At 70.1% G+C, this 21,990-nt stretch carries 22 protein-coding genes; 5 read left to right on the forward strand and 17 right to left on the reverse strand.

Features of this window, described 5'->3' with window-relative positions; translation table 11 throughout:
• Positions 1-70: 70 nt before the first annotated feature.
• The 7 genes from IE99_RS31775 to IE99_RS0109040 all read right to left on the reverse strand — a co-directional run bounded on the left by IE99_RS31775 (position 71) and on the right by IE99_RS0109040 (position 7,681).
• On the reverse strand, positions 71-643 hold the full coding sequence (locus IE99_RS31775; protein ID WP_157610156.1) for a hypothetical protein: 573 nt from the start codon (positions 641-643) through the stop codon (positions 71-73).
• 12 nt (positions 644-655) lie between these two features.
• Entirely contained in the window at positions 656-889 is a 234-nt protein-coding gene (locus tag IE99_RS31780; protein ID WP_211258762.1) for a hypothetical protein, read from the reverse strand.
• Complete coding sequence (locus IE99_RS0109025; RefSeq protein ID WP_157610160.1) at positions 855-2,210, reverse strand: hypothetical protein; 1,356 nt, start codon at positions 2,208-2,210, stop codon at positions 855-857. Before IE99_RS0109025 ends, IE99_RS31780 begins: the two co-directional genes overlap by 35 nt.
• 72 nt (positions 2,211-2,282) lie before the next feature.
• The gene (locus tag IE99_RS0109030; protein ID WP_030166584.1) at positions 2,283-2,555 is read right to left on the reverse strand and encodes a WXG100 family type VII secretion target; all 273 of its coding nucleotides are present in this window, start codon (positions 2,553-2,555) and stop codon (positions 2,283-2,285) included.
• A gap of 156 nt (positions 2,556-2,711) precedes the next feature.
• Positions 2,712-3,905 (reverse strand): restriction endonuclease subunit S, encoded by a 1,194-nt coding sequence (locus IE99_RS31080; RefSeq protein WP_084219388.1) that lies wholly within the window; start codon positions 3,903-3,905, stop codon positions 2,712-2,714.
• Complete coding sequence (locus tag IE99_RS0109035; protein WP_030166586.1) at positions 3,898-6,339, reverse strand: type I restriction-modification system subunit M; 2,442 nt, start codon at positions 6,337-6,339, stop codon at positions 3,898-3,900. The genes IE99_RS31080 and IE99_RS0109035 overlap by 8 nt, the downstream gene beginning before the upstream one ends.
• Before the next feature lie 22 nt (positions 6,340-6,361).
• Positions 6,362-7,681: an RNA-guided endonuclease InsQ/TnpB family protein gene (locus IE99_RS0109040; protein ID WP_425423812.1), complete on the reverse strand. Its 1,320-nt coding sequence runs from the start codon at positions 7,679-7,681 to the stop codon at positions 6,362-6,364.
• Positions 7,682-7,847: 166 nt separating this feature from the next.
• Between IE99_RS0109040 and IE99_RS0109045 the strand changes: the two genes are divergently transcribed.
• The gene (locus IE99_RS0109045; RefSeq protein WP_245623122.1) at positions 7,848-9,983 is read left to right on the forward strand and encodes a 3'-5' exonuclease; all 2,136 of its coding nucleotides are present in this window, start codon (positions 7,848-7,850) and stop codon (positions 9,981-9,983) included.
• 20 nt (positions 9,984-10,003) lie between these two features.
• Entirely contained in the window at positions 10,004-11,842 is a 1,839-nt protein-coding gene (locus IE99_RS0109050) for an ATP-dependent nuclease (RefSeq protein ID WP_030166611.1), read from the forward strand.
• Between the two features lie 15 nt (positions 11,843-11,857).
• Here IE99_RS0109050 and IE99_RS0109055 read toward each other — a convergent pair whose 3' ends face one another.
• A complete protein-coding gene (locus IE99_RS0109055) occupies positions 11,858-12,265 on the reverse strand; it encodes a nuclear transport factor 2 family protein (protein ID WP_030166613.1) in 408 nt (135 codons plus the stop codon).
• A 71-nt stretch (positions 12,266-12,336) separates the two neighbouring features.
• On the opposite strand from IE99_RS0109055, the gene IE99_RS0109060 reads away from it, so the two are divergent.
• Positions 12,337-13,254 carry a LysR family transcriptional regulator gene (locus IE99_RS0109060; RefSeq protein WP_051712305.1) on the forward strand — a complete coding sequence of 306 codons (918 nt, stop codon included), beginning with the start codon at positions 12,337-12,339 and terminating at the stop codon, positions 13,252-13,254.
• An 18-nt stretch (positions 13,255-13,272) separates the two neighbouring features.
• Here the strand turns inward: IE99_RS0109060 and IE99_RS0109065 are convergent, their stop codons facing one another.
• Positions 13,273-13,869, reverse strand: coding sequence for a hypothetical protein (locus IE99_RS0109065; RefSeq protein ID WP_245623123.1), 597 nt, complete (start codon positions 13,867-13,869; stop codon positions 13,273-13,275).
• Positions 13,870-14,057: 188 nt separating this feature from the next.
• The gene (locus tag IE99_RS0109070; protein ID WP_030166620.1) at positions 14,058-15,053 is read right to left on the reverse strand and encodes an oxygenase MpaB family protein; all 996 of its coding nucleotides are present in this window, start codon (positions 15,051-15,053) and stop codon (positions 14,058-14,060) included.
• 85 nt (positions 15,054-15,138) lie between these two features.
• Here IE99_RS0109070 and IE99_RS0109075 point away from each other — a divergent pair, with 85 nt between their 5' ends.
• Positions 15,139-15,807 (forward strand): TetR/AcrR family transcriptional regulator, encoded by a 669-nt coding sequence (locus tag IE99_RS0109075; protein WP_084219389.1) that lies wholly within the window; start codon positions 15,139-15,141, stop codon positions 15,805-15,807.
• Entirely contained in the window at positions 15,782-16,492 is a 711-nt protein-coding gene (locus IE99_RS0109080) for a creatininase family protein (protein WP_030166622.1), read from the forward strand. Before IE99_RS0109075 ends, IE99_RS0109080 begins: the two co-directional genes overlap by 26 nt.
• On the opposite strand, the gene IE99_RS0109085 is transcribed toward IE99_RS0109080, so the two are convergent.
• Genes IE99_RS0109085 through IE99_RS0109115 form a run of 7 tightly spaced genes read right to left on the reverse strand, consistent with a single transcriptional unit; the run spans position 16,382 to position 21,897 of the window.
• Positions 16,382-17,356 (reverse strand): lysylphosphatidylglycerol synthase transmembrane domain-containing protein, encoded by a 975-nt coding sequence (locus tag IE99_RS0109085; protein ID WP_084219390.1) that lies wholly within the window; start codon positions 17,354-17,356, stop codon positions 16,382-16,384. The genes IE99_RS0109080 and IE99_RS0109085 overlap by 111 nt on opposite strands.
• Positions 17,353-18,114, reverse strand: a complete 762-nt coding sequence (locus IE99_RS0109090; RefSeq protein ID WP_030166625.1) for a class I SAM-dependent methyltransferase — start codon at positions 18,112-18,114, stop codon at positions 17,353-17,355. The genes IE99_RS0109085 and IE99_RS0109090 overlap by 4 nt, the downstream gene beginning before the upstream one ends.
• Positions 18,111-19,163, reverse strand: coding sequence for a glycosyltransferase family 4 protein (locus IE99_RS0109095; RefSeq protein ID WP_342666197.1), 1,053 nt, complete (start codon positions 19,161-19,163; stop codon positions 18,111-18,113). The genes IE99_RS0109090 and IE99_RS0109095 overlap by 4 nt, the downstream gene beginning before the upstream one ends.
• Entirely contained in the window at positions 19,160-19,558 is a 399-nt protein-coding gene (locus tag IE99_RS0109100) for a 6-pyruvoyl trahydropterin synthase family protein (RefSeq protein ID WP_030166628.1), read from the reverse strand. Before IE99_RS0109100 ends, IE99_RS0109095 begins: the two co-directional genes overlap by 4 nt.
• Positions 19,525-20,535 carry a zinc-dependent alcohol dehydrogenase gene (locus tag IE99_RS0109105; RefSeq protein ID WP_030166633.1) on the reverse strand — a complete coding sequence of 337 codons (1,011 nt, stop codon included), beginning with the start codon at positions 20,533-20,535 and terminating at the stop codon, positions 19,525-19,527. The genes IE99_RS0109100 and IE99_RS0109105 overlap by 34 nt, the downstream gene beginning before the upstream one ends.
• Positions 20,492-21,274, reverse strand: coding sequence for a CDP-alcohol phosphatidyltransferase family protein (locus tag IE99_RS0109110; protein WP_425423807.1), 783 nt, complete (start codon positions 21,272-21,274; stop codon positions 20,492-20,494). Before IE99_RS0109110 ends, IE99_RS0109105 begins: the two co-directional genes overlap by 44 nt.
• Complete coding sequence (locus IE99_RS0109115; RefSeq protein ID WP_030166639.1) at positions 21,271-21,897, reverse strand: GTP cyclohydrolase II; 627 nt, start codon at positions 21,895-21,897, stop codon at positions 21,271-21,273. The genes IE99_RS0109110 and IE99_RS0109115 overlap by 4 nt, the downstream gene beginning before the upstream one ends.
• Between the last annotated feature and the right edge of the window lie 93 nt (positions 21,898-21,990).

Raw genomic sequence — 21,990 nt, forward strand, 5'->3', positions numbered from 1 at the left:
CTCTTACCTGCATCTCACATGGAAGACCTCCATGTCTCATGTCTCGCGCCGACATCATGGGTCCCCTCTCCTAAGCCAAAACGGTTCCTTCATAGTCAACTTTCTGTAGCAATCCCCAGGAAAATATGACCTCATACTTTGAGATATTGCCCTCGTCCTCGGAAAATTCCATCGAAAAGGATTCGTAGGGTGGCCATCGTTCCTCTACCCTTAGCGGGCCAAACTGTGCGTCGACTTCCTCCATTGTTACGCTCCACGGCTCGAGGGCCTCCGGCCTTGTAACGATGGTGGTGGAACTCTCCGATGCGCGAGTAAACCGCTCGTCCCACACTCGTCCCTCGGGAGTCGCGTAGATGTCGAGCAGGAAGTCGTTCCAAATCGGCAGACGGAACGACCGCATAAAGCATTCGCGGCCGTGAATTTCGCGGACACCCTCCCAGATTGCAGGGGCAAGAATCTTGCTCTTGTCGGCGAAGGCAGCCTTCATCGTAAAGTTCTGTTTATTGACCAGACTGTAAGAATGTTGCAGCCTGCTCTGATCGACTCCTGCCTGGCGGAGAGCCGACTCGACGCGATCAGGTGGCGCATCCCTCATCGTGTAGAGAACATATAGTGCATAGTCGAGCGGTGTGATGTTTGTCATGCCATCCTTCGGTCAGTCGATGTACCTGATCTGCATTCTATTTTCCTCATCGAGCCATCGCTCGGTCTTGCGGGTGATGACACTGCCGTCTGTGCGAATGATAAACGTATCGGGAACGAAATCTTTACCTGGCGCTACGATAATATCTCCGTTAGCCAACTTGAACCACCCGGCTTCACCCCATGCTTGCTGGGATGCATGCATGATGACGTCAGCTAACTTCTCCCGTGATATCTGAAGCTTCATAAACTGCTGGATCATATAGGCTCGCTGACCTTGTCCCGCCTTGAGCTCGTTCATATTTTTGGCGCACATATTCGCCGACCACTCTACCCGCAGTCTCGGCGCCGAGATCATCATATATCTGTTGGAGGGTCCTGCCCGAGTTGCCGATCGCCATGAGCTCCGCAGGCGATCTAAGAGGCGTCTTAGGAGCGACTTTGGATGGTGAAGGCCTACCCCCTGCGACTTTTATGTCTTGGGGCGGCCTGGCGGCTCCAGGTGCGGGATCTTTCGGAGCCGCTTGGGTCGGGGCGGATCGTTCGCCGAGGTTCTTAGCCTTGGGGGATTCCTTGGCTGCCTCGTCGAGAGCTTCTGCGGATTTGGCGGTGTTGGCGGCTGGGGTTTCGGGCTTTTGCTCTTTTCGGCGGAGGAGGGTGCTGAAGCGAGCGGTGATGCCGCTGCCGGCGCCGGTGCCCATGGTGGCGGCGGCGATGATGAGGGAGGGGACGGTCTCGCCGTAGGCCCTCATCGGGTCCTTCTTCCACTGTTCCCAGTCGATGATGGACTTCAGGAACAGGCCAGGGTGCTGAACGGCCTGGTAGATCATCTTGGTCTGGCCGACCGGGCCGCGGTTCATCCAGCCGTCCCGGTTGACGGCGAAGTAGACCGGAGCCGACACGGGACTGTAGGCCAGACTCATCAACCCCAGGTCCTTGACGCCCGTCCCGACGCCGGGCAGGAAGTGCTTGAACTGGGCGTCCCAGGCGGCCTGAAGCGGCGGCTTGCGCTTGGGGGTGTCGACGAAGGTGCGGACCCCGGTGAGGGCGTTCTGGGTGATCTGCTGCTCGGCTTTGAGGAGTTCGGCGCGCCGACGCTCCACCTCCGCCCTCTGGGACGAGACCCGGCGGGCCGCGCCGCTGATGGTGCGGGCCGGTGTGGTCGGCAGCGCCAGCCCGGACAGGATGCCGCTCAGCACGCGTGCGCTGCTCTCCCAGGTGCCGGCCGCGCGGGTGAGTTCGGTGCTGAGCGCGGTCAGCGCCTGCGGTGAGCCGCTACCGACGCCCGGCGGAGTACGCGGCGGGGGCAGCGGGCCAGGGATGTAGGGCTCGGGAACGCGGTTGCCGTGCTCGGCGGCCACACGGCGCACCTGCTCGAAGGCGTCGTAGAACGCGGCGCGGGTGTCGCGGTGCGCGGACACCATAGTGGCCGCCAGGCGTTCGGCCGCAGGGCCGACCAAGGCGCCCTCATGCAGGAGAGTCTGCGCGCGTATGAGCGCGGGTCCGTAGTCCTCGGCCTGCTGCCGGACTCGCTGGAGGAGTACTGCTGCTTGCTCGGCCCGGTTCATCACGTCCCGTTCTCAAAGGATGATCGCCATTGAGAAGACCCGGCCCTGCGGGGAGGGGCCGGGGGACGCGGGTCAGCGGGTCGCGGCCTCGATGTTCTGCTGCGACTTCTTGATGTCCTGACCGCCCTGCTCCAGAGCGATCGCCATCTTGTCGAACGCCGTCTTCGCCTCCGCCCACGCGGCACGGAAACGGTCGGCACCCGGCCCCCACCAGGCGTTGGTGCTACTGACCGTCCGGCCGTTCAGATCCTTGATCAGCGCATCCAGATTCCGCGAGTGCTTACTGAAGATCCGGGAGAGCTCCTCAAGCTCACCGATGTTCGCGCCACGCTTGTCACCCGTCACGATTCAACCTCTCTCCTGACAACGTGTGGAGAAGTAGGGGCAGCTTAGTGCGTTGAGGCTTGAAAGTGAACGGTAGGGCACTGCCGGGCCAGAGATGGACACGAGGCAGCTGCCTGCGAGCCAGTGATGCGCCGCACCGGGCGCGAGTCTAAACGCTTATACCCGCACGCGTCCAGTCAACAAGTCATTCATCAGTGCACTCTTCGCCTTAGAGTTGCGAGCAACGAGGTTGCGCTCCTGCTGGATATTTTCCGCGACTGCTGTGAATATTGTCGCCAACTTTATTTGTTCGTCAGCCGAAATTCTCGGGAAAGGCAAAGCTCTCAAAAGTTGAGAATTTATCGTATAGAGACCCGAACTTGTTGCGGCATTTCGTCGCCAATATGATCGAGCTACTGCGAAATTGAACCAGGATTCGGCAAATTTTGGCAGGATATCAGATGACCGGAGGCGGAATAGATGATTTTGATAAAGAAGTCCAGTGGCCTTCTCTGGAACTGAAGCACAGCGTCCAATTTCTTCTGGATTTGCATGCCCCTCCACAATAAGCAGATCACCCCTTCGCAGTGAGAACATCTTCGCTTCCGCCGCAGAAGCCTCCATGGCCAATAGATCATGAAATTGAATACGCTCTCGCTGCACGTTTGCGACGCGCAAGTATTGGCGTCCTTCATTTAGCGGAACGCGATCAGGTCCAATGGTTATTCCTGGCTTTATTTCAAAAATATGCCCAACTCGGTCCATCGCCGCTTCCGCCAGGGGCGATAGGCATACATCGATCACACCTTTAGCTTGTTGCTCCAGCTTTCTGATGTAGCTGCCACTTAGGGTGATCTGGTCGTCGATTGCGTCGAGAGTCTCCGCAATTTTGCGCTGCTCGTCCAGTGGCGGAACGCCGATTTCCAATTTGGCCAGGAGGTCCGTCGGTAGGCGACCGGTCCCATGCCCCGCCTCATCTACCATTGCGAGAATGTCACGGCTGCGGGCTTTTAGAGCAAGGGCGAGGAATGTGCCGTCGATTCCGGGAGCGGGAATGATTGCCTTACAGTCCTGCCCGAAGGAAACTACCCGCTGAGTCACGCCGACTCGAAACTCAGTCTTGAGACTCATGCCCCGAACCACGAAAAGAACGACGCCGTCACCTACCAGGCGAGTGCCCGCCCGAGCACCGGCGCGGGTGACGCGGCGGTCGGATTGCGAGATATGGAAATCTTTGAGGCTGGCTGCGCTGATCCACGGAATATCACCGCCCCAAAATCGGCTTTCTTCGGTGGCCGGCGTCCCGCCAGAAAGCCACGTCCCACAATCCTTGAGCTTGAGGAGGCGCCAGCCTTCGGGGAGGTCAGGCATAGCCGAGATCCTTGAGGATGGCGTTCACACGGGCGGAGGCGGCGGCGCGTTGGGCCTCTATTTCGGGGAGGGTGATCGCGTATTTGTCGGCCCACATTCGGTATCGGTCGGCGAGGGCTCGGCGGCCGATTGTGAGGCGGATGTCGATGCGTGATTGCAGGTCGGCCTTGAAGATCCGCATGACGAGGGCTTCTTCGGTTCCCTCTTGGTGGAGTGCGCGGACGCCCGCGCCCAGCTTCGTAACGAACTCTGCTTCGAGGGTGCGGATGTTCTTCTTCGCCGCCGTGAGCTGGGCCTTGAGGCGCTTGAGCTCGACCGGGTCGATCTCTTCGACGTCCTCTGCGTCTTCGTCCGGAATCGCGGTTGCGGCCTTGACCTTGGCGTCGAGTTCGGCGCGGAAGTTCTCGGCCTCCTCCAACTGCTTCAGATAGTCCGCCAGGACGTACGGGACGAGTCGATGCTCCCTGGCCTTCCGCTTCTCTGTGTTGCGACGTTGGGCGTTGAGAGTGGCTGCGGGGCTCGTGTCGTCAAATGCGCTCTTGATCGTGGTCAGCCAGTTCTGCACGACCCCACTGAACTGGTGATACGACAGCGACCTGATGTCGTATTGGACACTTCCCCACCAGGACGCGACGGCGCCGGCGAGTTGGAAGCGGCCCAGGGGGCCGAGTGGTTCGAGCTCACCGACGAACGAGTCCAGCAGCTCGGCGCGGGTGTCCATGACGCGGTGGGTCCGCGGCAGTTCCGACAGGCGCTTGCTGTGGCGGTCCCACCACTCGTCGAAGGCGTCGCGCAGCCGCTCTTCGGTGGGTGCGGCGAGTTCCGGGATGCGGTCGATCGCGGCCTGCCAGCCCTCCGGCGGGAAGCCGTAGTAGTCCTCGTTCTTCTCGACGAACAGGTCGTGGACGTTGACGCCATAGGCGGCGAACGCCGCTTCATGCTCCTTGACCTCGGTTTTGGGGACGCCGCCGTGGATGTGGGCGCGGACGTCCTGCGGTTCCGGAGGCGGCGTGTTGTCGACGTAGCGGCGGATGTTCAGGTTGAAGTCGTTCTCCGCCAGCTCTGTCACGGGCACCACGCGGGCGAAGCCGGGGATCTCCATCTCCGGGTCGCGCTTGTACTGCCGGTAGGCGGAGACGATCTTCTCCGCGTGCTCGGGGTCGAGGTAGTTCTGAGCGCGGCCGGACGTGAACTCTCGGTCGGCGTTGATGAACAGCACGGTGCCGCGATGGGTGGGCGGGCGTTGCTCCGTCCCGCGCAGGACCAGGATGCAGGCGGGGATGCCCGTCCCGTAGAAGAGGTTCGGGGCGAGGCCGATGACGGCCTCGAGGCGGTCGGCTTCGATGACCGCCTGACGAATGTCGCGTTCCTTGCCACCCCGGAACAGGACGCCGTGCGGCATGACGGTCGCGGCGATGCCGTCCGGGCGCAGGACGGCCAGCACGTGCTGCGCGAACATCAGGTCGGCCTTCTTGCCCGTGTCGGGCGTCCAGCCGTACTCGAACCGCTCCCGCTCCTTGGTGATGGCCTGGGCGTCGTAGTTCAGCGAGAACGGCGGGTTCGTGAGGACGCGGTCGAACGACATGAGGGTGTCGTCCTCTTCGTAGTGCATCGGCTCGACGAGGGTGTCCTCGTTGTGCAGCTCGGCGTCGACGATGCCGTGCAGGATCATGTTCATCTTCGACATGGCCCAGGTGCCGCCGTTGGCCTCCTGCCCGTACAGGGCGAGGTCATCGTCCCCACGCTCGGCGATGTACTCCTTCGCCATGATGAGCATGCCGCCGGAACCCGCACACGGGTCGTAGACGCGCATGCCGGCCTGCGGGTCGACGAGGCGGACCATCATGCGGACGACGGCGCGGGGCGTGTAGAACTCGCCGCCTTTCTTGCCCGCGCTGTCGGCGAACTCGCCGATCAGGTACTCGTAGGCGGCGCCGAGGAGGTCGGGGAACTCGAAGTCGTCGTTGCGGAGCCGGTACCGGCCGAAGTGCTTGATCAGCTCCTGGAGCCGTTTGTCGGGCAGCGACGTCTTGCCCGCCTTGCGGTTGAAGTCGATGTGCTGGACGACGTCGTCCAGCGCGGGCGAGTTCGCCTCTTCGAGGGCGCCCAGGGCGCGGTTCAGCAGGTCGCCGACACCGCTCTTCCGCGACTCGTCGACGATGTACCGCCAGCGGGCCTCGAGAGGGACATAGAAGTCGCCGACCTGGTAGAAGATCGGGTTGTCGGCGAGGGTCTCGGCGGCCGACCGGGCCTTGCCCGCCGCCATCTGCTCGGCGATCACGCGTTCCCGGAGCACCTCGAACTGGTCCGAGCAGCGCTTCAGGAACAGCATCCCGAAGATGTACTCCTTGAACTCCGAGGCGTCCATCTTGCCACGGAGGATGTCCGCCGCCGCGAACAGATGCGTCTCCAGCTGCGGCAACGTCAGCGTCATGCCTTAGACCCCTCCCCGATGATCAGCTAAAGCACGGTAGTGGATCCGGGGGCGCGTTCGCATAACGATGCCCGAGAGTTGCATGAGACTTCGCGAACACCCTGCACTGGAAAGATCTTGACCGTACGTTGGCATCCTCCCCGTCACGAGGAGCGGGGATTCCCTTGGTCGCCCTCGGGTGTTCCTGTTTCACTGCCGACCGCCCCGTCCGGGAGGAGTCCCGTTGAGGTCTTACACCGGCTCCGCAGGCCGTCACCGCCAGCCCGGCGGCCAGAATGTTGCGCGCCGCGTTGACATCACGGTCGTGAACCGCCCCGCAGGGACAAGTCCACAAACGAACGTTCAGCGGCATCCTTTTAGCGACCGCACCGCAGGCCGAGCAGGTCTTGGACGAGGGGAACCAGCGGTCGACCACCACCAGCTCCCGGCCGTACCAGTCGGCCTTGTACTCCAGCATGTTCCGCAGCTCGCGCCAGCCCGCGTCGCTGATCGCACGGGCCAGCGAACGGTTCTTCACCATGTTGCGCACCGACAGGTCCTCGATCACGAGCGTTTGGTTCTCACGCACGAGCCTCGTGGACAGTTTGTGCAGGGTGTCCCGGCGCCGGTCGGCGATCCGCGCGTGGATGCGGGCCACCTTGAGCCGGGCCTTGGCCCGGTTCGCCGACCCCTTGTCCTTACGGGCCAGCTCACGCTGGGCGCGGGCGAGCCGGTCCCGGTCGGCGCACTCATGCCGGGGATTGGTGGCCTTCTCCCCGCTCGACAGCGTCACCAGATGGTGCAGGCCGGCATCGATACCCATGGCGTGCCCGGTGGCCGGGAGGGGCGTGATTGTGTCCTGGCAGAGCAGGGACACCCACCAGCGGCCGGCCGCATCGCGCGACACGGTCACCGTCGAGGGTGCCTGCCCGTCGGGCAGCGGCCGGGACCAGATGATCTTCAGTGGCTCGGTCATCTTGGCCAGAGTGAGCCGACCGTCGGTCCAGCGGAACGCCGACTGGGTGAACTCGGCCGAGGCCCGGGACTTGTGCTTGGACTTGAACCGCGGGTAGCCGGCGCGCTTGTCGAAGAACGCGGTGAACGCGCCCTGCAGATGCCGCAGCGCCTGCTGCAGCGGCACGCACGACACCTCGTTGAGGAAGGCCAGCTCCTCGGTCTTCTTCCAGCCGGTCAGCATCGCGCTGGTGGCGTTGTAGTTCACCCGCTCCTGCCGCTGGTGCCAGGCCGTGGTGCGGGCTTCCAGGGCCAGGTTGTAGACCTTGCGCACACACCCGAACGTCCGATTCAGCAGATCCGCCTGCTCCGGCGTCGGATAGAAGCGGAACTTGAACGCCCGCTGCACACACCTGGTCACGGACCGCAAACTAGCACACCTGTTCGAGCCGGGTCTGCGTGTTCCGAATTTCCCCGCCGCCCCGCCCCGCGCGGCCCACCGGCCATCCCTGACCCGCCCCGCAAGAACTCTGTTTCCTCCCCAGCCTGAAGGCAGGGGTACCAGAAGTAATCTGATGACCCGACGTCTAGTCTCCACGGGGAGGGTCGCCGTGCCGCAGCTCGCGATCGCGAAGGACTTCCTCGACGAGCACGCGCGGCTGGAGAAACGCGTCCAGAAGGCGGTGGCGGCGGCCATCACCAAGTTCGCCGAGCACACCCACGCGGGCGCCCACCTGGAGAAGCTGCGGAACGCGCGGGACCCGCGCATCAGGACGATCCGCATCGACCGGTTCTGGCGCGGCGTCGTCCTGGCCCCGGAGTCCGGCGACCTGTACTGCCTGCTGCGGGTTCTCCCCCACGATGAGGCGATCGCGTGGGCGACGAGCCGCAAGTTCACCGTCAACCAGGTGATGGGCGTGCTGGAGGTCCGGGACGAAGCGGCGCTCGAGCCGATGGAACGCGCCCTGGAGTCCGCCGCCGAGCAGACGCCGAAGCGGCTGTTCGGACACGTCGGTGACCGCGAACTCAAGGCCCTCGGGATCGACGAGGAGATCCTCCCGATCGTCCGGCTGCTGACCCGGGAGGCGCACCTCGACGCGCTCCAGCACATGCTGCCGCCGCTCCAGTACGACGTGCTCGTCGCGCTCGCCGCCGGCTTGACCGTCGAGCAGACCTGGGACGAGATCAGCAAGAACCTCGTCGACCAGGAGCGTCCGTCCGCGGTCGAGCCCGACGACCTCGCCGCCGCGATCAGCCGCACCCCGAACCAGGTCGCGCTGGTCGACGGCCCCGAGGAACTCGCCAAGATCCTCCAGCCGCCGTTCATGCTGTGGCGGATCTTCCTGCACCCGATGCAGCGCCGGATCGCCTACCGCGACTCCTACCCGGGATCGATCATGGTGACGGGCGGGGCCGGGACGGGCAAGACGGTGACGGCGGTGCACCGGGCGGCCCATCTCGCCCGGCGCTACGCGGATTCGGACGGCCCGCCGCCGATCCTCATGACCACGTCCATGACGCTGCTCACCGCCGAACTCGGTCGGCAGCTCGACCAGCTGATCGACGATCCCGCCGTCCGGCCTCGGGTCGAGGTCACCAACATCGACCGGGTGGCGTCCCGGATCGTCCGGGAACGGATCGGACGGCAGCCCGACGTCCTGAACAAGCGCGACCTCGTCGGGCTCGCCGACACGATCGGCACCTCCCGTGGCGGCCGCTTCCTCGTGGACGAATGGGAGCAGGTGCTCCTGGCCCAGGACATCCGAGATCTGGACGGCTATCTGAAGGCCAGGCGCAAGGGGCGGCATCAGGTGCTGCCACCCGCGGAACGGCCGAACGTGTGGGCCGCACTGGAGCAGCTGCGGGAACGGCTGGCCGCTGCCGGGCAATGGTCGTTTCTGCAGATCGCGGACGATGCCGCGCGGTACCTCGCAGAGGACGCCGGGCATCCCTACCGGCACATCATCGTGGACGAGGCGCAGGACCTCCACCCGGTCCACTGGCGGCTGCTGCGCGCCGCCGTCCCCAAAGGCCCCGACGACCTGTTCGTCGTCGGCGACCCTCACCAGCGGGTCTGGCAGCACCGCGTGTCGATGCGCAGCACCGGCGTGAACATCACCGGCGGCCGGACCCGCCGCCTCACCATGAGCTACCGCACCACCCAGGAGATCCTCACCTGGGCGGTGCGGCTGCTCGGCCTCGCGCCCGCCGACGAGCTCGACGGGTGGCCCGACAGCCTGGACGGCTACGAGTCCCCGATGCACGGGCGGCGCCCCCTCGTCCGGCGGTTCCCGACGGAGGACGCCGAATGCGAGGCGGTGACGGAGCAGGTCCGCGCATGGATCTCCGACGGTGTCGAACCGGGCGCCATCGCCGTCGCCGCCCGCGAGAACAGGCTGGCAGACCGCGTCGCCGACCATCTGCACCGGGCCGGGATCGAGACCACCAAGGCCGGCGCACACGACGCCGGAGTCCGCGTCGGCTCCATGCACGCGATGAAGGGCCTTGAGTTCCAGTGCGTCGCGGTCGTCGGCGTCCGCGCCGGCCTGGTGCCGCACCCCCGGGAGATCGTCGCCGAGGACGTCGACCCCGCCGCGCACCGCGAGAGCCTCCAGCGCGAACGGTGCGTCCTGTACGTCGCGTGCACCCGCGCCCGTGACCGGCTGCACGTGTCCTATCACGGTGCCCCCAGCCCCTTCCTGCCGCGCTGACCCGACCGAGGAGACCCCAGATGCGCCCCCTGCAGGTGACCGTGCGGAACGTCCGCGGCGCCCGGGACGTCCGGCTCAACCTCCGGCCGTTCAGCGCGCTGGTCGGCCCCAACAACGCGGGCAAGACGACGCTGCTCGACGCCGTCCGGCTCTTCTACGGATCGCTCGCCTGGGATCCCGTGCGCGACCGGCCCTGGGACGTGCCCGCCGACGAGCCGTCCTGGATCGAGATCGTGTACGAGATGTCGCAGGACGAGGCGGCGGCGTTCTTCTTCCCGCAGGTCGACCCGAGCGATGTCGACGTGGCCGAGGGTGTGACCGGGCTCGGCCTGCTCGACAACGGGACCCTGCGGATCCGGCGGTACTTCACCGGCAACCATCCGGGCGAGTACCGCTACGTCTCCCCCGGCGGCGACGAGGAGGCCACCGGCTGGGACGACGCGACCGGAAGCCTCGGCGTGTGCGTCTACGTGCCGACGCTGGCACAGCTCCGCGACCAGACGTCCGTGGCGACCGACTCGCCGCTGCGGGAAGTGCTGTTGCTGGCGTTCTCCCAGTCCAAGATCGACGGCCTGCTGATGGGGGTCCGGGGCGCGCTGAGCGTGCTTCAGACCGCCCTGTCCGACGGGCCCATCGCCGACTTGGAGAACGAACTGGACGAGGCGCTGCACCCATGGGGACTGTCCGCCGAGGTCGGCGTCGGCACGCTGTCCGCCGACTTCATCGTCCAGAACCTGATCGAGCTGCAGGTCAAGCAGGAGGGCACCCGGCGCGCGATGGAGGCGCAGGGGTCGGGGGTCCAGCGGGCCCTGGTCGCCGCGCTCATCCAGGCCGCGGCGCGGGTGCGCGCGAAAGCCGAGGAGAACGACTTCCGCTGGGTGCTGTTCGAGGAACCCGAGGCGTTCCTGCACCCCGCGCAGGTGACACGGCTCGCCCAGGACCTGCGAAGGCTCACCGAGTCCGGAAACGCCACCGTCACCATCACCACCCACGACCCGACGACGCTCGCGGCGTCCGAGACCTCGCCGGAGGGGATCACGCGCGTCCAGCGGCGCGGCAGCGCGGTCGAGGCGGTCTCCCCGGAACCCGAAACGGTACGGCAGGCGCTCGACGACATCCATGTGCGTTCGGCGTACATCGGCTCCTCGAGCGGCTGCTTCCAAAAGGTTCCGGCGCCGCGTCCCGAGGAGCAGCGGCGTCGCCGCGTCCTGTACGACCTCGACGCGCGCCGCGCCGCCGCGTTCTTCGCCGACCGCGTCATCATCGTCGAGGGGTTCAGCGACGTGGTGTTCTTCGAGTGGCTCGAACGGCAGGGGTACATGGCGGCGGTCGGTCCCAACGTCGGATTCCTCGACGCCGGCGGCAAATTCGACCTGCACCGTGCCGCGCGGACGCTGTCGCTGTTCGGTATCCCGCACGTCGTCGTCTGGGATGAGGACGCCGCCATGGCGGTGCAGGGAACCGACGGGTATCGGACGAAGCACTGCCGGGACAGCGCCGTCATGGAGACGCTGTGCGCCGCGGCCCACGATCCCGGCTCCGCGTTCGCCGGCGCCGTCCGGCTGCCAGGGACGATCGAACGGTGGCTCGGCATCAAGGAAGAGGGCGTCGGGGCGTGGAAGGCGGCGAACGTCGGCGGAGCGCTCGCGTCCAGCGGTCCGGGCGCCCCGGCGCTCCGGCGAGCCGAAGCGCTCGTCGAGCTCATCCGTGACCTGTTCGACGGTGCCGATCCTGATGAGCATCGCAAGAAGCCCGAGTTCGACCAGGCCATGATCCGGCTCGACCTGCCCGAACCGTCCCGCGACCTCGCCGCCTTTCCTCCCCAGCCACGGTGCGTGTGCCTGGGGGCGGCGAGGTAGCGCGGTTGGACCCGGTCAGTTCTGGGTGGGGTGGTCGAGGACTCGTTCCACCAGGGCGGTGTCGCAGTACTCGATCACTTCGGTGAGCCGGCCCTCGGCGACCCGGTAGATGAAGCAGTAGTTCTGGTCGTAGCGGTCGCCGCGGTGGGTGACGGCGTCCGCTCTGGCCTGGACGATGACGCGGTCGCCCTCGGCGAGGATGTGGTGCGCCTCGCTGCGGTACTCGGCGAACTGCGCCATCAGCGGGCGCAGCAGCCCTTCCAGGACGGTCTTCTTCGGTTCCCAGGTCCCGGCCCATGACCAGTTCCCCGGAAAGACCCATCGGAAGTCGTCGGCCATCGCGTCGCCCATGGGGCGGGTGTTGCCGCGCGCCATTTCCTCGAAGATCCCGCGAAGCAGCTTCTTGTTCGCCTCAGCACTCATGGAAGGGAGGCTAGGCGCGGGTTTGATATTCCACAATCAACTATCTTTCATATGTGGTATCACTTCTGCGCATGGGTGAGTTCACGGTGACGGGGTTGCGCGTGGTGCGGGAGGCGGCCCGGCACGGTTCCTTCTCGACGGCCGCCGAGCGGCTCGGGTACACGCAGTCGGCCGTCTCGCGGCAGATCGCCCTGATGGAGCAGGCGGCCGGTCGGCCGCTCTTCGAACGCCATGCCCGCGGAGTACGGCCGACCGAGGCGGGACGCGTCGTCCTCCGCCGCGCGGAGGCGGTGCTCGGCGAACTCGACGCCGTCCGGCACGACCTCGACGACCTGGGCGCGCGCACGCCCGCACGGCTGCGGGTGGGCGCCTTCCCGACCGCCATGGCGGCGCTGGTCCCGCGGGCGATCGCCGCTCTCGGGGAGCAGGAGCCCCAGGTCCGGGTGCCGCTGCGGGAAGGTCTGAGCCCGCGCCTGCTGGCCGCCGTCGCGCGGGGCCGCCTCGACGTGGCGGTGGTCACCGGCTCCGGACGTCCGCCGGACGGCGTCGGCGCGGTCCCCTTGCTGGACGATCCGCTCCTCGTCGCCCTCCCGCCCGGCCACGCCCTCGCCGGGCTGGCGAGCGTCACACCCTCGATGCTCCGGCACGAGCGGTGGATCGCGGGGAGCGCGGAGCCGGGCACGACGCTCCTCGGGGCGTGGGAGGACGCGTCCCGGCCGCCCGAGGTCGCGTTCGTCGCGCGGGACTGGGTGGCGAAGGTGGGCCTCGTCGCGGCGGGCCTCGGCATCACCGTCGTGCCGGGCCTCGTGGTCCCCGCGCTTCCACCGGACGTGGCCCTCGCCCGCATCGACCACTCCGCCGCCGTCCGGCCGACCCTGCTCGCCCGCCGGGAGGGCGCGCCGGACGACCACGTGCGGCGGGCCTTCACCGAAGCGCTCCGCGACCGCGCGGCCGACCTCTCCGCGCACCTCCGTCAACGGCTCCGTTGAGGCGTCACGGCAAAGGAGTCAACGGCGGGTGCTTCCCGAGCGGTCGCGGCGGAGCCGTCCCCAGGGCTTGGCCACGGCGAGCACGGTCGCGAAGGTCAGCGCGGTCAGCGACACCGCGGGCGGGAAGAAGAGGTTGTCGATCGTCGGCGGCGCGGCGGCCCCGGCGGGCAGATCACGGCCGTAGGCGCCGACCTCGTCCATTCCCGGCTGGAGGGCCAGGACGATGAGGACGCACAGGACGAGGTTGAGGACGAGCTTGACCGCGACCCACCAGTAGCGCAGCAGCCCCCACCTCGTGCCGAGGCCGAGGACGAGCCCGGTGGCCAGGCAGACGAGCGCGGAGGCGAGCATGGGCCACACGACGAAGGTCGCCAGCGCCTGGTACGCCAGGCCGCGCACCGCGTCGGTCGTTGCGAAGCGCCCGCTGAGGACCAGGACCGCCACGATGACGTCGATGCCGATCCAGGCCCCGGCGGAGACGACATGGGCGACGAGTACCGTCTTGCGCCACCCCCTGCCCAGCTCGAACACGGGTGGTTCCCGCCGGCGTGTCGTGGCCCGGCCCGTCCCCGGCGGCCGCGCGTCCCGTGTGCGGTCCTTCTCGTGTGACGCCATTTCGGGTCCTTCTCGCGTTCTGGACGGACCACGATCTATGGCCCCTCGCCGGCCGATGCGATCGCATCGGCCGGCGGTCCACGTGCGACAAAGGTCCCTCGCGGACGGGGCGGACGTCGTCCCCCGCACGGGGACACCGCCGCTACGCCCGGAGTGGTACGCCGCCAGACGTGGCGGTGTGCCGGGGGTCAGGCGATCGCTTCCACCTCGTCACGGGTGAGGACCGGGTCGGGGGCCGCGGGGGCGGTGGAGGGGGCCGGAGCGGCCGTGACGCCCTTGGCGACGCGGGCCTTGGCCTGGCGGTACTCCTGGATGGGGCCCGTGGAGTCGTGGAGGGCGTTCACGGCCGTCCAGAGGATGGCGCGGCGGGCCCGCAGGGTGACCGGGTTGGGGCGCTGGTACATGGCGAGCTTCTGGGCCCATTCCGGGAGCATGTCGCGGGCCGCCCAGTCGAAGAAGGCGCTGCCGGGCTGCCATGGCTTGACGCCGTTGCCGCGCAGGTTGGGGCCGGTCTGGAACGCCTTGATGGGCGTGACGGCCAGGCGCGGCAGGTAGGACTCCAGGCACTCGAGCGTCTCGGCCTTGGTGGCGGGCAGGTCGGTGCCGCCGAGGGCCTCCCCGACGCGGACGAACTCCTGGTAGTAGCGGTCGATGTCCGGCAAGGGGCGGCGGTGGTAGCGCTCGTGGGCGGTGGCGAGGCCCCAGACGACGGTGGCGTAGTTCCAGCGGAGCCATTCGGGGTCGTCGGCGTCGTAGGCCAGGCCGTCGGGGCGGGTGCCCTTGACGGTGTGGTGCATGGCGCGGACGGTGCGGGCCAGGCGTTCGGCCGTCGGGGTGGAGCCGTAGGCGGTGCCGATGAAGAAGGAGACGGAGTGCCCGAGTCGGACGGCGGCGCCCTCGGGGTCGACGCCGCCGGTCGGGATGCCATTCTTGTCGCGTTCGGGGATGCGGGAGTGGTCGTAGGCCATCCAGCTGATGCTCGGGTCGAGCCCTTCGATGTAGGCGGCGGCGACCAGGCCGAGGATCAGGGTCGGCAGGTGCGAGTGGACGTACCAGGTGGCGCTGCCGGGCCCGAACCAGCCGGGGTCGCCTTCCGGGCCGGCGAAGTCGAGGCCCTTGAAGAAGCGGGCGCGGATCTCGCGGTCGAAGTCCTTCTCGAAGCGGGTGGCGATGGGGTTCGGCATCCGGTGCTCCCGGCGGTTTGGCTACAGGTGTATCCAGAATAAGTGTTTGGTTACGAGTGTGTCCAGACTTGCTAGGGTTGGCCGCATGGCTCACACGGCGTCCACGCGGTGGGCGGGAGTGCCCGCCGACCGGCGCAGGGACGAGCGCCGCGACATGCTGGTGCGGGCCGCGTACCGGCTGTTCGGGGACGAGGGCGAGGCGGCGCTCACCGTCCGGGCCGTGTGCCGGGAGGCCGCGCTGCACACGCGGTACTTCTACGAGAGCTTCGCCGACACCGGGGAGCTGCTCGCGGCCGTCTACGACCGGGAGGCGACCGCGCTCGGCGACGTCCTGGCGCGCGCCGTCGCGGAGGGCGGGCAGGATCCGGAGGCCCGGACGCGGGCGGGCATCCAGGGCGTCCTGCGGTTCATCAGCGACGATCCGCGCCGGGGCCGGGTCCTGTTCGCCGAGGCGCGCGGCAACGAGGTCCTCGCGGCGCGGCGGCGGGCGGCCCAGACCGGGCTGCTGGAGGGCCTCGTGGAGCTGACCCGCATCGAGAGCTCCGTCACGGGGCTTCCCGTCGTCATCGCCGCGACGATGTTCACCGGCGCGATGGCGGAGCTGGCGCAGCAGTGGGCGGACGGGCGGCTCGGCGACGACCTGGACGCCGTCGTCGACCGGGCCGTCGCGCTGTCGCTGGCCCTGCACGACTCGACCGTCGCGCACCTGGATGTGGCACGGTTGCGGAATGATCCCGACGCACACGAGCGCTGACGAACCGGACGTCCCCGTCGCCCTGCTGCCGATCGGGAGCCACGAGCAGCACGGGCCCCACCTTCCGCTGTCGACCGACACGGTGATCGCGTGCACGGTCGCGGCGGCGGTCGCGCAGGAGTACCCGGTGCGGCTGCTGCCGCCGGTGGCGATCTCGTGCTCGCACGAGCACGCGGGCTGGCCCGGGACGGTCAGCATCTCGGCGGCGACGCTGCACGCCGTCGTCCGGGACGTCGCGGAGTCCCTGCGCCGCGAGGGCGTGCCGCGGCTCGTGCTCGTGAACGGGCACGGCGGCAACTACGTGCTCGGCAACATCGTGCAGGAGGCGCACGGCGCGATGGCGCTGTTCCCCGGGCCCGAGGAGTGGGAGGAGGCGCGCGCGGCGGCCGGGATGGAGACGGACGGGATCACCGACATGCACGCCGGTGAGCTGGAGACGTCGATCCTGCTGCACGCGCACCCCGGGCTCGTCCGGGACGGGTACGAGAAGGCCGACCACGTCGCCGACGACCGGCGGCGGCTCCTCACGACCGGAATGGCCCCCTACACGGAGTCGGGAGTGATCGGGCGGCCGTCACTGGCGTCCGCAGGCAAGGGCCGGGACGCGCTCGGGCACCTCATCCGCGCGTTCGGCGGGTGCCTGGCGGCGCTGGACCAGCAGGACGGCCGCGCCGGGCAGGCTTGAGAGCAGCGCCAGCACCCCGTACACGACGGAGATCGTGAGGCCCTGCGCGGAGCCGAGGCCGGCGGCGCCGAACGCGACCGCCATGACGGCCTCGCGCGGACCCCAGCCGCCGACGTTGAGGGGCAGGCCCATCACGAGGAGCGCGAGCAGGGCGAGCGGGACCAGGTCGGCGAGCGGCGCGGCGGAGCCGGCGAGGCGGGCCGCCGTCACGAAGAGGGCGAGATGCCCGGCGAGCGCGCCGAGCGAGAGGGCGGCGACGGCGGGCCACGCGCCCAGCACGTCGCGGACGCCGGTGAACGCCCGGACGCGCCGCCGCGCGAGGACGAACGCCCCCGCGACGGCGCCGAGCACGACCGCGCAGGGCACGGCCGCCGGGGCGAGCGCGCCCAGCAGGTCGGGGCGGGTCGCCAGGACGAGCAGGCCCGTCCCGGCGAGGACCATCTGGCCGGCGGCCCGCTCGAAGAACACGGCCCGGACGCCCTGCGCCACCTGGCCCGCCCGCCGCCCGTGGTCGACGGCCCGGTCCACGTCGCCGAGGACCCCGGCGGGCAGCACCGCGTTCAGGAACAGCGCCCGGTAGTAGTCCGCGACGGCCCTGCCAGGCGCCATCCGCAGCCCGAGCCGCCCGGCGACGACCCGCCAGCGGACTGCGCTGCACACGGTGCTGACCAGGCCGATCGCGAGTGCGGCGGCGACCGCGAACCCGTCGATCACGGCGAAGGCGGCGGTGAACGCGGCCGTGCTCTGCCACCAGAGGAGCCCGCCGATGATCGCCGCGCCGCCGAGCGTCCGCGGCCATGCCCGGCCGGCGGCCCAGCCGACGCGGCGGCGCGGGGCGGTTCGGAGGGGAATGTCGAGGATCATGGGGTCTCGATCAGAAGGTCGGTGTGCGCGATCTCGGCCCGGAGGGCGCCCGCCTCGCACTCGGCGCGGCGGCGGGCCAGGTAGGCGGGGTCGGCGAGGTCGGGGCGCTGCTCGACGGCGGCGCCGACCCAGCCCTCCAGCCAGGCGGCGGTCAGGGCCGCGTCGGACGGGCCGAGGCGCCACGGGCTGGGGCTCGTGCGGACGCGGGCGCCGCGCCGGGTGAAGGCGACGGCGGCGGCGCTCGCGGCGTCCGGGCCGAGGAGGTCGCCGCGGCGCTGGTGGGCGTTGAACGCGGCGGCCAGTTCCGCGTCGAGGGGGTCGGGCGGGGTCAGGCGGACGCGGCCCGTGACCGACAGGGTCAGCAGGGCGGGCACCCCCGCCTTCGTGATGGCGGTGACGAGGCCGTCGAGCCGGCCGGGGTCGAGGATGTCGAGGAGGGCGGACGCGGTGACGAGCGAGACGTCCGCGAGGTCGTCGGCGCGGAGCGCGGCGAGGTCGGCGGCGCGGGTCTCGAACGGGGCGGGGACGTCGGCGCGGGCCAGCAGCGCGGGGTCGTCGTCGCACAGGATCCAGCGCTGCGGGTTCGGCAGGCGGGGCGCGAGCCAGCGGCCGAGGGAGCCGGTGCCGCAGCCGAGGTCGCAGATCACGAGCGGGCCGTCCGGGAGGGCAGCGCGCAGCGGGGAGAGGAGGTCGCCGGCGCGGGCGGCGGCGTCGGCGGGTTCGCGGAGCGCGAGCCAGGACGCGTCGAAGCCGGTCATGCCGCCGCCCGCCGGAGCCGGCCCAGCACGACGGACATGCGGCGGGCCGTGTCGTCCCAGCCCGGGAGCGTCTCGCGGCGGTTCCGCGCGGCGGCGCGCAGGCCGTCGCGGAGGCCGGGCTCGGTGAGCCAGCGGCGGAGCGCGGCGGCGAGCGCGGCCGGGTCCTCGGGGCGGACGAGCAGGCCGGGGACGGCGCCGGAGGGGTCCCAGCCGAGCGTGTCGGGGACGCCGTCGACGGAGGTCGCGACGGCGGGGACGCCGCGGGCCAGGGCCTCCGTCACCACCATGCCGTAGGTCTCGGCGCGGGACGGGAGGACGAGCAGGTCGGCGGCGGCGTAGGCGTCGTCGAGGCGTTTGCCGGTCAGGGGTCCCTCCAGGGTGACGCGGTCGGCGAGCCCGTGCCGGGCGACGAGGTCCCGGACGCGGGCGACGTGGTCGGGGTCGCGGTCGAGCGGCCCCGCGCATTCGCACGTCCAGGGCAGGTCGGTGAGGGAGGCGAGGGCCTCCACGAGGAGGTCGTGGCCCTTGCGGGGCGTGACGGACGCGACGCACAGCAGGTGGGACGCGCCTTCGGTGCCGTTCGCGAGGGGCGCGGGGTCGGTGCCGGGCGGGACGGCGTGCACCCGGGACGGTTCCAGGCCGTGGTGGGCGATGAGGTGGCCGCGCGCCCACGCGCTCGTCGCGACGACCGCCTGGACTTCCCGCAGGGTCTCGCGTTCGGGTGCGTTCAGGTCGGCCTGCCCAGGCTCGTCGGCGAGGGGCAGGTGAACGAGCACGGCGACCTTCAGCCGCCGGGCCGCGGGGACGACGATGCCGGGGACGCCGCAGGCGATCAGGCCGTCCAGCAGGACGGTCCCGCCGTCCGGGACGGCGTCCAGCGCCCGCGCCAGGCGGCGCCGGGCATCGGCGTCCGGGCGCGGCCAGCCGCCCGGCACCGGCACCTCGCGCAGCGGGCGCCCCTTCGCCGCCAGCTCGTCGCAGACGCGCCGGTTGTAGCGGTTGCCACCGGACGGGACCGACATGTCTCCGGGGACGATGAACACCGTCACAGCGCACGCTCGTAACTCGCCCACGCCACGTGCGACTCGTGCAGCGTGACCGTGATCCCCGCGAGGCCCCCCGCGTGCTCCCCGAGCGCCCCCGCCTCGACCCGGTCGGCGAGCCGGTCGGCGACGACCTTCGCGAGGAACTCCGTGGACGTGTTGACGCCCTTGAACGCCGGATCGTCGTCCAGGTTGCGGTAGTTCAGCTCCCCCAGCACGGCGTTCAGCTCCCGGGCGGCGAGGCCGATGTCGACGACGAGGCCGTCCGGGTCGAGGCCGGCGCGGCGGAACGACGCGTCCACGACGTAGGTCGCGCCGTGCAGCCGCTGCGCCGGCCCGAACACCTCGCCGGTGAAGCTGTGCGCGATCATGACGTGGTCGCGGACGGTGACGCTGAACATCGGTCCTCCTCGTAGGTGATGCGGTGGCAGAGGGCCGCGCCGTCGGCGGCGAGGCGCGGCATGAGGCGCGGCAGGTCGGCGAACGGGCTCTCGCCCGTGACCAGGGCGTCGTACTTCGGGTCGGCGAGCAGGCGGAGCGCGAGGCCGACGCGGTCGGCGAAGGAGCGGCGGCCGCGCCGGGCCGGGGAGATCGCGCCGACCTGGCTGCCGCGGACGGTCAGCCGCCGGGAGTGGAAGAACTCCCCGAGCGGCAGCGTGACGCGCCGGTCGCCGTACCAGCTCAGCTCGATCACCTCGCCGTCCGGCGCGAGGAGCTCCAGCGCGCGGGCCAGCCCGGCCTCGGTGGCGCTCGCGTGCACGACCAGGTCGCAGCCGTCGCGGGCCTCGTCCGGGGACGCGAACTCGACGCCGAGCGCGGCGGCGACCTTCGCCCGCGCCGGGTCGATGTCGATGAGCTGGACGGACGCGCCCGGGAACCCGGCGAGCACCCCGGCGACCGAGCAGCCGACCATCCCCGCGCCGATGACGGCGATGCGGTCGCCGACGAGCGGAGCCGCGTCCCACAGCGCGTTCACCGCGGTCTCGACCGTCCCGGCGAGGATCGCGCGGCCCGCCGGGACGCCGTCCGGGACGGGGCGCACCGCGTCCGCCGGGACGACGTACCGGGTCTGGTGCGGGTACAGGCAGAACACGGTGCGGCCCAGCAGGTCCGGCGGGCCGTGCTCCACGACGCCCGCGTTCAGGTAGCCGTACTTGACCGGGCCGGGGAACGAGCCGTCCTGGAACGGCGCCCGCATGATCTCGCGCTGGTTCTCGGGCACCCGGCCCTGGAAGACGAGCGTCTCCGTGCCGCGGCTCACGCCCGAGCAGACCGTCCGGACGACGACTTCGCCCGGCCCCGGCTCGGGCAGGTCCGCGACGCGGATCTCGCCCTCACCTGGCGACGGGATCCAGAAGGCGCGGGCTTCGCGCGGCATCGGCCGTCCTCCTTTCCCGGCGTCCCGCGAGCCACCGCACGTCGCGGCCGAACGACCAGGCCAGCGCGGCCAGGGCCGCCGCCGCCACGGCGATCGCGAAGGGGTGCGGCAGCAGCGCCGCCGCGGTCAGGGCCATGCCCTGGACCACGGCCACCGCCTTGCGGGCGACCGACGCCGGCAGCGCGCGCCGCAGCCACGGCAGCGCCCACGCCGCCGCGCCGAACACGTACCGCATCGCGCCGATCGCGAGGACCCACGCCCCGTCCGACACGGCGACCTCGACGCTCAGCACCAGGATCAGGAACGCGTCCACCTCCATGTCGAACCGGGCGCCGAGCTCGGTCGCCGTCCCGGTGCGGCGCGCGACCCACCCGTCGACGCCGTCCAGGACGAGCGCGGCCGACGCGACCGCGGCCAGCGCCCAGCCCGCCGTGCCCGGCCCGTCCGCGACCAGCGCGGTCACACCGCCGGCCAGCACGACCCGGCCCAGCGTGACCCGGTCGGCCGGGCCGAGCGCCCGGAACCGGAACGCGCCCGCGAGCACCCACCACGCCGCAACCGCGTACACGGCGCCCGCCGCCCATCCCAGCGGGCCCGGCCGCACCAGCGCCAGCAGGACGGCCAGCGCCGCGACCGCGGCGCCGAGGTCCCGCCGCACGGCCCACCTCACCGGCCGGTGGTACCGGCGCGGCACCGGGCGGACGGCCGCCCGCGGGTCGGCGTACGTCTGCGCCGTCAACTCGGTACCTCGCCCACCAGGGCGTCGAGCTGGGGCAGGTCGTGGCCCAGGCGGTCGCGCTTGGCGGTCAGGTAGCGGACGTTGTCGTCGCTGACGGCGGCGAGCAGCGGCACGCGCGCGGCGATCTCGACGCCGTAGGACTCCAGCGCCCGCTGCTTGTCCAGGTTGTTCGACAGCAGCCGCACCGACCCGACCCCGAGGCGCCGCAGGACGCGCGCCGCCGGACCGTAGTCGCGGACGTCCACCGGCAGCCCGATCGCGGTCGCCGAGTCGACGGTGTCGAGGCCCTGGTCGTCCTGGAGGACGTGCGTGCGGACCTTCGCGACCAGCCCGATCCCCCGCCCCTCGTGCCCGCGCAGGTACACCAGCACGCCGGCGCCCTCCCGGACGATCGCGTCCAGCGCGGCGCCGAGCTGGTCGCCGCACTCGCAGCGGGTGGCGCCGAAGATGTCACCGGTCATGCATTCGGAGTGCATCCGGACGAGGACGCCCGGCCGCCCCTCGACCTCCCCCCGCACGAGCGCGAGGTGCTCCTCCCCGTCGACCGGGTCGCGGAACGCGACGGCGCGGAAGACGCCCCGCCGCGTCCGCAGCTCCGCCTCCGCGACGTCGGTGTCCGCCAGGTCCGCGGCGTACCCGACGTCGACGGGGTCTCCGCTGTGTTCCCTGCTCTGGGCGCGCAATGGTCCCTCTCCTCGGCTCGGCAATCACCCGGT

The organism is Spirillospora albida (assembly GCF_000718255.1).
In the GTDB taxonomy this organism is placed as follows: domain Bacteria; phylum Actinomycetota; class Actinomycetes; order Streptosporangiales; family Streptosporangiaceae; genus Spirillospora; species Spirillospora albida.